This is a genomic window from Pseudomonas delhiensis (genome assembly GCF_900187975.1).
Classification (GTDB): Bacteria; Pseudomonadota; Gammaproteobacteria; order Pseudomonadales; family Pseudomonadaceae; genus Pseudomonas; species Pseudomonas delhiensis.
In genome coordinates this window covers 14,959-26,998 of sequence record NZ_FZPC01000032.1, presented here as the reverse complement: position 1 = coordinate 26,998, position 12,040 = coordinate 14,959, and the positions used below count along the sequence as shown (strand labels likewise).

13 protein-coding genes and 1 pseudogene are annotated in these 12,040 nt (G+C 65.7%); 8 read left to right on the top strand and 6 right to left on the bottom strand.

The window, feature by feature from the left end; translation table 11 throughout:
- The first annotated feature begins 26 nt into the window (after window positions 1–26).
- Entirely contained in the window at window positions 27–497 is a 471-nt protein-coding gene (locus CHC02_RS24735) for a TlpA disulfide reductase family protein (protein WP_089394049.1), read from the top strand.
- Window positions 497–772: an acylphosphatase gene (locus tag CHC02_RS24730; RefSeq protein WP_009616913.1), complete on the top strand. Its 276-nt coding sequence runs from the start codon at window positions 497–499 to the stop codon at window positions 770–772. The genes CHC02_RS24735 and CHC02_RS24730 overlap by 1 nt, the downstream gene beginning before the upstream one ends.
- 34 nt (window positions 773–806) lie before the next feature.
- Here the strand turns inward: CHC02_RS24730 and CHC02_RS24725 are convergent, their stop codons facing one another.
- The 3 genes from CHC02_RS24725 to CHC02_RS24715 all read right to left on the bottom strand — a co-directional run bounded on the left by CHC02_RS24725 (window position 807) and on the right by CHC02_RS24715 (window position 4,975).
- Window positions 807–1,757, bottom strand: a complete 951-nt coding sequence (locus tag CHC02_RS24725) for a hypothetical protein (RefSeq protein WP_089394048.1) — start codon at window positions 1,755–1,757, stop codon at window positions 807–809.
- A gap of 8 nt (window positions 1,758–1,765) precedes the next feature.
- Window positions 1,766–3,481: a proline--tRNA ligase gene (locus CHC02_RS24720; RefSeq protein WP_089394047.1), complete on the bottom strand. Its 1,716-nt coding sequence runs from the start codon at window positions 3,479–3,481 to the stop codon at window positions 1,766–1,768.
- A 171-nt stretch (window positions 3,482–3,652) separates the two neighbouring features.
- Entirely contained in the window at window positions 3,653–4,975 is a 1,323-nt protein-coding gene (locus CHC02_RS24715; RefSeq protein WP_089394046.1) for an OprD family porin, read from the bottom strand.
- Between the two features lie 705 nt (window positions 4,976–5,680).
- On the opposite strand from CHC02_RS24715, the gene CHC02_RS24710 reads away from it, so the two are divergent.
- Window positions 5,681–6,103 (top strand): HIT family protein, encoded by a 423-nt coding sequence (locus CHC02_RS24710; protein ID WP_089394045.1) that lies wholly within the window; start codon window positions 5,681–5,683, stop codon window positions 6,101–6,103.
- Between the two features lie 5 nt (window positions 6,104–6,108).
- Window positions 6,109–6,315, top strand: a complete 207-nt coding sequence (locus tag CHC02_RS24705; RefSeq protein ID WP_089394044.1) for a SlyX family protein — start codon at window positions 6,109–6,111, stop codon at window positions 6,313–6,315.
- A 705-nt stretch (window positions 6,316–7,020) separates the two neighbouring features.
- On the opposite strand, the gene CHC02_RS30025 is transcribed toward CHC02_RS24705, so the two are convergent.
- The 3 genes and pseudogenes from CHC02_RS30025 to CHC02_RS24695 all read right to left on the bottom strand — a co-directional run bounded on the left by CHC02_RS30025 (window position 7,021) and on the right by CHC02_RS24695 (window position 8,308).
- The gene (locus CHC02_RS30025; RefSeq protein WP_134163507.1) at window positions 7,021–7,251 is read right to left on the bottom strand and encodes a cold-shock protein; all 231 of its coding nucleotides are present in this window, start codon (window positions 7,249–7,251) and stop codon (window positions 7,021–7,023) included.
- 63 nt (window positions 7,252–7,314) lie between these two features.
- Window positions 7,315–7,620, bottom strand: a pseudogene (locus CHC02_RS30800) (cold shock domain-containing protein membrane protein); the annotation flags it as partial.
- A gap of 217 nt (window positions 7,621–7,837) precedes the next feature.
- Entirely contained in the window at window positions 7,838–8,308 is a 471-nt protein-coding gene (locus tag CHC02_RS24695; RefSeq protein WP_089394042.1) for a Dps family protein, read from the bottom strand.
- A gap of 217 nt (window positions 8,309–8,525) precedes the next feature.
- Here CHC02_RS24695 and CHC02_RS24690 point away from each other — a divergent pair, with 217 nt between their 5' ends.
- From CHC02_RS24690 to ruvC, 4 genes are all read left to right on the top strand, one after another.
- Window positions 8,526–8,789 carry an FmdB family zinc ribbon protein gene (locus tag CHC02_RS24690; protein ID WP_089394041.1) on the top strand — a complete coding sequence of 88 codons (264 nt, stop codon included), beginning with the start codon at window positions 8,526–8,528 and terminating at the stop codon, window positions 8,787–8,789.
- 43 nt (window positions 8,790–8,832) lie between these two features.
- The gene (gene aspS, locus CHC02_RS24685) at window positions 8,833–10,611 is read left to right on the top strand and encodes an aspartate--tRNA ligase (protein WP_089394040.1); all 1,779 of its coding nucleotides are present in this window, start codon (window positions 8,833–8,835) and stop codon (window positions 10,609–10,611) included.
- A 65-nt stretch (window positions 10,612–10,676) separates the two neighbouring features.
- Window positions 10,677–11,423: a YebC/PmpR family DNA-binding transcriptional regulator gene (locus tag CHC02_RS24680; protein WP_009616929.1), complete on the top strand. Its 747-nt coding sequence runs from the start codon at window positions 10,677–10,679 to the stop codon at window positions 11,421–11,423.
- 84 nt (window positions 11,424–11,507) lie between these two features.
- Window positions 11,508–12,032, top strand: coding sequence for a crossover junction endodeoxyribonuclease RuvC (gene ruvC / locus CHC02_RS24675; RefSeq protein WP_089394039.1), 525 nt, complete (start codon window positions 11,508–11,510; stop codon window positions 12,030–12,032).
- Window positions 12,033–12,040: the final 8 nt, after the last annotated feature.

Here is a 12,040-nt window from a genome sequence, read left to right as displayed (position 1 = left end):
ACCCCGCATACACGAGGACTGAAGGCATGGGAGTACGGCTCCGTTTTGTCAGTGGACTGTTGGCCGGCCTGATCCTGGCCGGCTGCTCGGCGGATTACGGCGTCGATCAGTATGGAAAGAAGGTACCCACAGCAAGCCTAGATGGCCAGTGGCTAGTCATCAATTACTGGGCCGACTGGTGCGTGCCCTGCCGCAAGGAAGTGCCCGAGCTCAACCGCCTGGCGGAGGAGAACCGGGACAAGGGCGTGCGGGTGCTGGGCGTCAACTACGATGGCCTGCGGGACGCCGAGCTGAGCAAGGCCGCGCAGGACCTGGGCATCCGCTACACGGTGCTGGCCGACGACCCGGCGCCGCGCTTCAAGCTGCCGCGCAGCGAGGCGCTGCCGGTGACCTACATCGTCGACGCCAAGGGCCAGGTGCGCGAGCGCATGCTGGGTGAACAGACGGCCAGCGGCGTACAGGCGCGCCTGCTGGCCCTGCAGGAGGAGAAACGCTGATGGCGAGAATCTGCATGCACGGCTTCGTCAGTGGGCGCGTGCAGGGTGTCTACTACCGCCAGGGCACCCAGGAGCAGGCCGACCGGCTGGGCATCGACGGCTGGGTGCGCAACCTGCCCGATGGGCGGGTCGAGGTGCTGATGGAGGGGGAGGAGAGTGCCGTCCACGCGCTGCGCGAGTGGCTGCACCAGGGGCCGGAGAAGGCCCAGGTGACGGATGTGGCGTTGCAGGACATGCCGGCCCAGGGCATCACCGGCTTCATCGTCCGGCGTTGAACCCGGCGCCGGCGCCCGATGCGCCGGCGCGGGCTCAGTTGTTGGCGCCGGGGTCCGCGGCCAGGCGGCCGGCGTCGCTCAGCAGGCGCTGGAGGAATTCCTTCTGCAGCTCCGGATCGTTGCGCGTCAGCTCGATCAGGCTCTGTTCCAGTTCGCTGGCTTCCTCTTCCAGGCCGAGGTCGGACAGGCGCTTGACGCGGTGCACCCAGTGCTGCACGTCTTCGCCTTCCAGGTCGTCGTAGATCAGCGCGTGGGCTTCGTGCAGCTTGCCCCGCAGCGTCGGGCTGACCAGCAGGCCGGCTTCGGCATGGGCGCTGTCCTGGGCATCGCGTACGCTCAGCTGCAGGCGCCCGGCGCGGTACACGGCGTCGTCGCTGAAGGGGCTGTCCAGCAGGTTCAGGCGCAGGATGCCGTGGCGGTCGGTCAGCAGTTCCTGGGTTTCCTTGCCCACGCTCACCTGCACCGGGCGCTCGGCCCAGGGCAGGCTGGAGTACTCGGTGTGCCTGTTGCGCCGCTGCTCGTCGATGCTGGCCAGGTTCTGCTCGGCGCGGCCGTTGGACTGCACGTTCATGAACGGGTTCATGCCGTCGATGCCGTAGCCGATCCAGCCGCGGGTGACGCTTTCCGGCAGGTTGCCCAGGGCGAACACGTTGACCACGTTGGCGCCGATGCCGGCGACGAAGGTCACCGCGCCCAGCGGCACTTCGTAGAATTCGCGCCAGCCCTGGTAGGGGGTGTAGCGGTCGTAGCGGCGGGTGACCTCGAAGGTGGTGACCTCGAAGGTCTTCTGCTCCTGCACGCGCACGCGGCGCTGCGGCAGCTGCAGGACGCCGGGCTCGCCGACGTCGATCTGCAGGCTGTGGTCGAGCAGCTTGCGCTCGACGCGCTCCTCGTGCTCGCTGCGCTGCGACATCTGGTTGGCGCAGCCGCTCAATGCAAGGCTGCCGCACAGGGCGGCAACCTTGAGGGTGGTGCTTCGGGACATCGCGCTGCTCAGTTGCCGATCTTCGCCTTGAGGAAGTCCATGACATCGGCCACGGCGACGTTCTGCGACTCGCTGTCGCGACGGCCCTTGTACTCCAGGGTGCCTTCGCCCAGGCCGCGGTCGCTGACCACGATGCGGTGCGGGATGCCGATCAGCTCCATGTCGGCGAACTTCACGCCGGGGCTGGTCTTCTTGTCGCGGTCGTCCAGCAGCACCTCGTAGCCGGCGGCGGTCAGCTCGGCGTAGAGCTTGTCGGTGGCCGCGCGCACGCTTTCGGTCTCGTACTTCAGCGGCACGATGGCGACCTGGAAGGGCGCCAGGGCGGCCGGCCAGAGGATGCCGCGCTCGTCGTTGTTCTGCTCGATGGCCGCGGCGACCACGCGGGATACGCCGATGCCGTAGCAGCCCATGATCAGGGTGACCGGCTTGCCCTGCTCGCTGAGCACGGACAGGCCCATCGCCTCGCTGTACTTGGTGCCGAGCTGGAAGATGTGGCCGACCTCGATGCCGCGGCGGATCACCAGGGTGCCCTTGCCGTCGGGGCTGGGGTCGCCGGCGACGACGTTGCGCAGGTCGGCGACTTCCGGCAGCGGCAGGTCGCGTTCCCAGTTCACGCCGAAGTAGTGCTTGTCGTCGAGGTTGGCGCCGATGGCGAAGTCGCTCATCAGGGCCACCGAGCGGTCGACGATGCAGGGCAGCGGCAGGTTCAGCGGGCCGAGGGAGCCGGGGGCGGCGCCGATGGCGGCCTTGATCTCGGCTTCGCTGGCCATCTGCAGGGGGCTGGCGACCTGGGGCAGGTTGGCGGCCTTGATCTCGTTCAGCTCGTGGTCGCCACGGACCACCAGGGCGACCAGCTTGCCTTCCTCGGCGCCACGCACCACCAGGGTCTTGATGGTCTTCTCGATGGCCAGGCCGAACTTCTCCACCAGGTCGGCGATGGTCTTGGTGTCCGGGGTGTCGACCAGGCGCAGTTCCTCGGTGGCGGCGCCGCGCACGGTTTCACGCGGGATGGCCTCGGCCTTCTCGATGTTGGCGGCGTAGTCGGAGCTGTCGCTGAAGACGATGTCGTCCTCGCCGGAGTTGGCCAGCACGTGGAATTCGTGGGAGCCGCTGCCGCCGATGGAGCCGTTGTCGGCCTGCACGGGGCGGAAATCCAGGCCCAGGCGGGTGAAGATCTTGCAGTAGGCCGTGTACATGCCGTCGTAGGTCTGCTGCAGCGATTCCTGGTTCATGTGGAAGGAGTAGGCGTCCTTCATGATGAACTCGCGGCCGCGCATCAGGCCGAAGCGCGGACGGATCTCGTCACGGAACTTGGTCTGGATCTGGTAGAAGTTGATCGGCAGCTGCTTGTAGCTGGACAGTTCGTTGCGCGCCAGGTCGGTGATGACCTCTTCATGGGTCGGGCCGACGCAGAACTCGCGGTCATGGCGGTCCTTCAGGCGCAGCAGCTCGGGGCCGTACTGCTGCCAGCGGCCGGACTCCTGCCACAGCTCGGCGGGCTGCACGGCCGGCATCAGCACTTCCAGGGCGCCGGCGGCGTTCATTTCCTCGCGGACGATGGTCTCGGCCTTGCGCAGTACCCGCAGGCCCATCGGCAGCCAGGTGTACAGACCCGAGGCCAGCTTGCGGATCATGCCGGCGCGCAGCAGCAACTGGTGGCTGATCACCACGGCATCGGCAGGGGTTTCTTTCAGGGTGGACAGCAGGTACTGACTGGTACGCATGGTTGGCCGTTATTCGATAGCGAGGAAAAGAAAGGGACGGGGCATTGTACGGTGCGTGCCCAGCGCCGTACAGGGCGCGGCTGGGCGCGCGGGATGCCGCGGCGGGACGAGGCGCGGAAAAGGAAAAGCCCGGCGCGGGGCCGGGCTTTTCTTGACCTGCAGTCGTTCCGGTTACAGAACGGACAGCGGGTAGTCGACGATCAGGCGGAATTCGTCGATATCGCCTTCGGCCTGGTCGGCGTTGGCGCGGTGCCAGGATTGACGGATGCGGAAGGACAGGTCCTTGGCCGGGCCGTTCTGGACCACGTACTTGGCTTCCACGTTGGTTTCGTGGTGCTTGCCGTCTTCGCCGTAGCCGTAGGCAGCGTAGGCGCTGGTAGGATCGATCTTGGTGCCGTCGATATCCTTACCGTTGATGTAACGAGCCATGAAGGTCAGGCCAGGTACGCCGTACTCGGCCATGTTCAGGTCGTAGCGAGCCTGCCAGGATTTTTCGCCCGGGCCGTTGAAGTCGGAGTACTGGACGGAGTTGGCGAGGAAGATCGAGTCCGCCGCTTCGTTGTTGTCACCGATGCCGATGTAGTCGAACGGAGTGTTGCCGTTCACTTTCTGGAAGGCCAGGGTGAAGGTGTGGGCGCTCAGGGTATAGGCGGCGGCCAGGGAGAAGGTGTTGTTGGTGATATCACCAGCCTTCGCGCTGCCTTCGTCCTTGGTGTTGTAGTAGTTCACGTCGAAGCCCAGGGACTGGGCGTCGGCGATCGGCAGGGTGTAGTTCAGGTTGACATAGTACTGTTTCCAGACGTCTTCCAGCTTGGCGCCGTACAGCGATGCGCTGAAGTTGTCGTTGAAGGCGTACTTGCCACCGACGAAGTCGGCGGAGCTGGCGTCAACGCCGGCGTAGGTCGCCCAGATGTCACCATCGCGGTTGGTGGTGGTCTGGCCGGTGCCGGAGTAGTAGTGACCTGCCTCGACGTCCAAGCCTGCGATTTCGCTGCTCATCAGGCTGAAGCCAGTGGCGGTCTGCGGCAGCAGGCGGGTGCCGCCGACGGCGAATACCGGGGCGGTGGGCTGCATGTCGCCGAATTTCAGCTCGGTCTTGGAGACGCGAACCTTGACGGCTGCGCCGGCCTTGCCGTAATCGTCGGCCTTGTCGCCGTCGTCGTGGACCGGCAGGTTGCCGGTGGCGCCATAACCGCTGCCGCCATCCAGTTTCAGGCCCAGGTAGCCGAAGGCGTCAACGCCGAAGCCGACAGTACCCTGAGTGAAGCCGGAGTTGTAGTTGGCCCAGAAACCCTGGGTCCAGTCGCGGGCGTCAACGGCGCCATCTTTCTTGTTGCGGTTGAAGTAGTAGTTGCGGACCAGGAAGTTCAGGCTGCTGTCTTCGACAAAGCCTTTGGATTCCGCTTGATCGCTGACGAAGGCTTCGGCCATGGCCAGTTGCGAGGTGGCTGCAGAAATCGCCAGGGCAATGGCGCTCCACTTCATCACTTTCATCGTGATTGCTCCTTTGGTTTTGAAATTATCTGCCATCACTATGTGCCGCGGTGACGGCTCGTTCTTCTTGTCGGCGCTAACTTATAGCACGCGTGTTGTCTTGGCGATAGTTGCCGGAAACTTCAAACGGTTTCTTTATGGCACTGTCGCAAACATGTATGACAAGTGTCGCTTCCAAGTAGGTCTCATCTTGAGAATCTGGTTATGCGACGACTTGACGCTCGCTTGTTTTATTTCCCCTTGGTGGTGTCGCGTATCTTCTGGTTGTTTTTTGTTCAATTGCGATCCGCGCTTTTGTTGTTCTTCCCGGTGGCGAGCATCTAGCAACATCCGTGCTCAAAAGCCGATTCGGTCCCGCGAAGGTTTCACCATCGCTCCGGATGTTGCACGGTGTATGCCGTTGGCGCGCGGATTTCAAGATGTTGCGGAAATATTTGCGACTTCTCCTACGCGCCCGGCGCTTGTCCGGGGTTGCAGGTTCGTTCGAGAAGCCGGGGTTTTCCTGCCAGGTTCCTTTCAGTAGACGGCAGATGCCCGTGCTTCCCTGTTGTCGGAAAGTGCCCCGATTTGGCGCAGTGCACGAATAGGGTGCCGCGCAACTGCGCCGTGGCTGCCGTTCCGCGCCTGCCTCTAGTATCCTGCGCGCCCAGCGCCCCCGAGGGGGCTAAGCTTCCCTTCAAAGACTGGTCGAACAGGAGAAGTCAGATGTTCGTCTTGGATTCCCGCCTGCAGCAGGACACCATCGCGCTGGGCGACTTTCCCCTGAGCCGCCTGCTGCTGATGAACGATGCGCAGTACCCCTGGTTCATCCTCGTGCCGCGCCGCGCCGACGTCAGCGAGATCTTCCAGCTGGCGCCGGACGAGCAGCAGGAGCTGTGGCGCGAGGCCACTCACCTGGCGGAAGTGCTCAAGGACACTTTCAAGGCCGACAAGATGAACGTTGCCAACCTGGGCAACGTGGTCAGCCAACTGCACATGCACGTGATCGTGCGGCGCCGGGACGACGCCGCCTGGCCGGGCCCCGTCTGGGGCCGGCACCCGGCGCGCCCCTACACCGCCGAGGAACTGCTGGCGGTGCGCGGCAAGCTGCGCATGGCGCTGGGCGACGGCTTTCGTTTCGAGGAGTGAATGCCATGAACCTTGAAGAGCGGGTGACCGACCTGGAGAGTCGCCTGGCGTTCCAGGACGATGCCCTGCAGACGCTGAGCGACGTGGTCTACGAGCAGGAGCGCCTGATCGAGCGCCTGCGCCTGCAGATGCAGGCGCTGCTCAAGCGCCTGGACGACCTGCAGGGGCAGGTCGGTATCGCCGAGGACGAGGCGCCGCCGCCGCACTATTGATGGTGGTCGTGGGTGGCGTAATGCCGTGTATGCGGGGTGTTGTGTCTGGTGTCTGCCGGTGAGAGTGGGGTTTGGGGGTTGAGCCCGCGCCCTCTCCCCAACCCTCTCCCGCAAGCGGGAGAGGGGGCTGTCCCGGGCAAGCGGACAACGCAGCGTCAGCCGGCAAGTCCGTAGGGCGAATAACCGTTCGCGGTTATCCGCCGCCATCCGTGCCACCGGGGCGTCCGGCGTGGCCGGTGAATCCAATCGCGGACGAGGTCCGCTCCTATGCCCGTGCTTCCTGTAGGAGCGGACTCTGTCCGCGATTCGGCGGATAACGCCGTAGGCGTTATGCGCCCTACGGGTTTCCAGCGAAACCTCCGAGCGCACCGGAACGCCCCTTCAGAAGGCCGAGCGAAACCGGCGCTCAGGAGGTCATGCGACGTGGATGTCGCGAGAGCCCCGGTCAGCACAGGGACGTGCTGTCGGGGCGGGCCTCCGTGGCGGGGGAGTTCGCGAGGGTAGCCCGACATCCTTGGGTTTCCGCATTCGCGGGAATGACGAGGGGGCGGAGCATGGGGGCGGGACAAGGGACGAAGGCCCCGCGAGCAAAGCCATGACCCCACCCCACATGAAAATGCCGTTTCCCCATAAGAAGAAACGGCATCCTGTTTTAAGCAAACGGCATTGCACCCATCAACGGGCTTCCGCGTTTCTGCTTGCCCGTCAGCGGCGGCCGGGCAGGGCGGCGATCACGTCCTCCGCCTGCAGGCCCTTGTCGCGTTGCACCACGGAGAACTCCACGCGCTGGCCCTCGATGAGGATGCGGTGGCCTTCGCCGCGGATGGCGCGGAAGTGCACGAAGATGTCCTCGCCGGTGTCGCGGGAGATGAAGCCGAAGCCCTTGGAGGTGTTGAACCACTTCACGGTGCCGGTCTCGCGGTTCTCGTCGCTGATCGGGGCTTCGGGCGCCGCCGGGCTCGCGCTGGGGCGTTTCTGCAGCCGGCCGGCGAGTTGCAGGACCACGGCGATGGCGAGGATCAGCAGGGGCAGGACGATGGCGGGCTGGTCGCCGATGGAGGGTAGCGGGGCCAGCAGGATGAGGATCTGCAGGACCACGGCCAGGGCGATCAGCGCCGATACCAGGCTCTGCAGCTGTTGTACCCGCTGGCTGGCGGGGGTGAGCAGCAGGGCGGTCAGGCCGAGCAGGGCCAGGTAGACGGCATCGGCGTTTTGCAGGTAGGGGATGGCATCGGCGCGCAACGAGGGCGCGAAGGACAACACGAGGGCGGCAACGCCCGTCAGCAGGTGGACGATTTTCAGCATGGTTGTGGATTCACCTTGAGCGGTAAGCGTAAAGAGAAGCAGCCGGTCGGGCGGTCTGGTTCGCAGCGATGAAAATGACCTGAAAGAGGCCGGCAGCCTATGCGCGGCGCGCACGGGCGGTATTTAACAGCAAACCGGTAACCTTCTCAAATCAACCGCTTAGCGCCTGGGGTGGGGCAGGTGAGCCCGGCGTGGCGCCGGGCTCGGTGGGGCGGTGTCAGTGGGCGAGCAGGCTGCGCAGCATCCAGGCGGTCTTCTCGTGGACCTGCATGCGCTGCGTCAGCAGGTCGGCGGTGGGCTCGTCGGCCGCCCGGTCGGCCAGCGGGAAGATGCTGCGCGCGGTGCGCACCACGGCTTCCTGGCCCTGGACCAGCAGGCGGATCATTTCCTGGGCATCCGGCACGTCCTGCTCTTCCTTTATAGAGGAAAGGCGGGCGTAGGCGGCGTAGGTGCCCGGCGCCGGGAAGCCGAGGGCGCGGATGCGCTCGGCGATGCTGTCCACCGCCAGGGCCAGCTCGGTGTACTGCCCCTCGAACATCAGGTGCAGGGTGTTGAACATCGGCCCGGTGACGTTCCAGTGGAAGTTGTGGGTCTTCAGGTAGAGGGTGTAGGTATCGGCCAGCAGGCGCGAGAGTCCTTCGGCGATGGCGGCGCGGTCCTGTTCGGTAATGCCGATGTCGATTTCCATGGCGTCTTCCTCTTGGTGAAAATTCCAGGTCAGGCTATCACGCACGCGGGTGCGCCCATCCTGGTTTGAATCAAAGCATCCGATAGTCGATTTCTATCAGGGGCTGCGACGCGGCGGCCGCCGGAGGGCGGCTGCAAGCCATGGTTTTTTCAGGCTATAATCCGCGCCTTTGCCGCGGGATGCGGGCCCGCGGCCAGATAGCAGCCAAGGTGTCCCGATGCCGATTTACGAATACCAGTGCCGTTCCTGCGGCCATCAGCTGGAAGCCATGCGGAGGCTCAGCGATGCGCCGCTGGTCGATTGCCCGGCCTGCCAGGCCCCGGAATTGAAGAAGATGGTCTCCGCCCCCGGCTTCCGCCTGAGCGGCGGCGGCTGGTACGAAACCGACTTCAAGACCGGCGCGAAGAAGAACCTGGCGTCCGCCGAGTCCGCCTGCCCCGCCACGGGCTGCGGCTCGGGCGCCTGTGCCGCCGGCGAATGAGCGGTTCCCTCGAATCCAAGACTTGCGAGAAGCGAAACACACCATGATGCGCAGCCACTATTGCGGCCAATTGAACGAGAGCCTGGACGGCCAGGAAGTCACGCTTTGCGGTTGGGTGCACCGCCGTCGCGACCACGGCGGGGTGATCTTCCTCGACATCCGTGACCGCGAAGGCCTGGCCCAGGTGGTGTTCGACCCCGATCGCGCGGAAACCTTCGCCAAGGCCGACCGCGTGCGCAGCGAGTACGTGGTGAAGATCACCGGCAAGGTGCGCCCGCGTCCGTCCGGCGCGGTCAACGCGAACATGGCGTCCGGCGCCATCGAGGTGCTGGGCTACGAGCTGGAAGTGCTGAACCAGGCCGAGACGCCGCCGTTCCCGCTGGACGAATATTCCGATGTGGGCGAGGAAACCCGCCTGCGCTACCGCTTCATCGACCTGCGCCGCCCGGAAATGGCCGCCAAGCTGAAGCTGCGCGCGCGCATCACCAGCAGCATCCGCCGCTACCTGGACGACAACGGCTTCCTCGACGTCGAGACGCCGATCCTCGGCCGCCCGACCCCCGAGGGCGCGCGCGACTACCTGGTGCCCAGCCGCACCTACCCGGGCCACTTCTTCGCCCTGCCGCAGTCGCCCCAGCTGTTCAAGCAACTGCTGATGGTGGCCGGCTTCGACCGCTACTACCAGATCGCCAAGTGCTTCCGCGACGAGGACCTGCGCGCCGACCGCCAGCCGGAATTCACCCAGATCGACATCGAGACCAGCTTCCTCGACGAGAGCGACATCATCGCCATCACCGAGAAGATGGTGCGCCAGCTGTTCAAGGAAGTGCTGGACGTCGAGTTCGACGAGTTCCCGCACATGCCCTTCGAGGAAGCCATGCGCCGCTACGGCTCGGACAAGCCGGACCTGCGCATTCCGCTGGAGCTGGTGGACGTCGCCGACCAGCTGAAGGACGTGGAGTTCAAGGTCTTCTCCGGCCCGGCCAACGATCCCAAGGGCCGCGTCGCCGCCCTGCGCGTTCCGGGCGCCGCGTCCATGCCGCGCAGCCAGATCGACGACTACACCAGGTTCGTCGGCATCTACGGCGCCAAGGGCCTGGCCTACATCAAGGTCAACGAGCGCGCCAAGGGCGTCGAGGGCCTGCAGTCGCCGATCGTCAAGTTCATCCCCGAGGCCAACCTGAACGTGATCCTCGATCGCGTCGGCGCCGTGGATGGCGACATCGTGTTCTTCGGCGCCGACAAGGCCAAGGTGGTATGCGACGCCCTGGGCGCCCTGCGCATCAAGGTCGGCCATGACCTCAAGCTGCTCACCAAGGAGTGGGCGCCGATGTGGGTCGTGGACTTCCCGATGTTCGAAGAGAACGACGATGGCAGCCTGACCTCGCTGCACCACCCGTTCACCTCGCCCAAGTGCAGCCCGCAAGAGCTGGAGGCCAACCCGGCCAGCGCGCTGTCCCGCGCCTACGACATGGTGCTCAACGGCACCGAGCTGGGCGGCGGCTCCATCCGTATCCACGACAAGGCCATGCAGCAGGCGGTGTTCCGCGTGCTGGGCATCGACGATGCGGAGCAGGAAGAGAAGTTCGGCTTCCTGCTGGACGCCCTCAAGTACGGCGCGCCGCCCCACGGTGGCCTGGCCTTCGGCCTGGACCGCCTGGTGATGCTGATGACCGGCGCCGCGTCGATTCGCGAAGTGATCGCCTTCCCGAAGACCCAGAGCGCCGGCGACGTCATGACCCAGGCGCCGGGCACCGTGGACGGCAAGGCCCTGCGCGAGCTGCACATCCGCCTGCGCGAGCAGCAGAAGGCCGCCGAGTAATTCCAGATGAACCGCGGCGGCGCACAGCCTGCGCCGCCGCCGCAACAAGCTAGACGGAGTGAGTTATGGCTGGTCATTCCAAATGGGCCAACATCAAGCACCGCAAGGAGCGTCAGGACGCCAAGCGCGGGAAGATCTTCACCAAGCTGATCCGCGAGCTGACGGTCGCCGCCAAGCAGGGCGGCGGCAACCCGGCTGACAACCCGCGTCTGCGCCTGGCCGTGGACAAGGCGCTGACCGCCAACATGACCCGCGACACCATCGATCGCGCCATCGCCCGTGGCGCCGGCTCGAACGACGCGGACAACATGGAGGAACTGACCTACGAGGGTTACGCGCCCAGCGGCGTGGCGATCATCGTCGAGGCCATGACCGACAACCGCAACCGCACCGCGGCGGAAGTGCGCCATGCCTTCAGCAAGTGCGGCGGCAACCTCGGCACCGATGGCTCGGTGGCCTACATGTTCGACCGCAAGGGGCAGATCAGCTTCGCCCCCGGCGTCGACGAGGATGCCCTGATGGAGGCGGCCCTGGAGGCCGGCGCCGACGACGTGGTGACCAACGACGACGGCTCCATCGACGTCTTCACCAGCTTCGCCGACTTCATCGCGGTGAACGAGGCGCTGACCGCCGCCGGCTTCAAGGGCGAGGAAGCGGAGATCTCGATGATCCCCTCGACCACCGCGACCCTGGACCTGGAGACCGCGCAGAAGGTGCTCAAGCTGATCGACATGCTCGAGGACCTGGACGACGTGCAGAACGTCTACTCCAACGCGGACATCCCCGAAGAGGTGATGGCGCAGCTTGGCTGACGCCATCACCGACCTGGGCCTCGGGCCGGAAGCCGGAGCCGTCGGATTCGACCGCTCCGGCTTCCTGCTTCTGGTTTCCGGCACATGACCCTGATCCTGGGCATCGACCCCGGCTCGCGCATCACCGGCTTCGGCGTGGTGAGGGACACCGGCCGCGGCTGCGAATACGTCGCCTCCGGCTGCATCCGCACCGGCAGCGGCGCCCTGCACGAACGCCTGCAGATCGTCTTCCGTGGCGTGCGCGAGGTCATCCAGACCTACCACCCGACCATGATGGGCATCGAGCAGGTGTTCATGGCGCGCAACGCCGACTCCGCGCTCAAGCTCGGCCAGGCCCGCGGCGCGGCCATAGTGGCGGCGGCGGAGGAGGGGCTGGAGATCGCCGAATACACCGCCAGCCAGGTCAAGCAGGCCATCGCCGGCACCGGCGGGGCCGACAAGCTGCAGGTCCAGATGATGGTCATGCACCTGCTGAAGCTGACGCAGAAGCCGCAGATCGACGCCTCCGACGCCCTGGCCATTGCCCTGTGCCACGCCCACACCCGGCAGAGCCTGGTGCCCCATGGCCTGACGACGGCGCGCCGTCGCGGCGGGCGCCTGCGCCTGTAACCGACAAC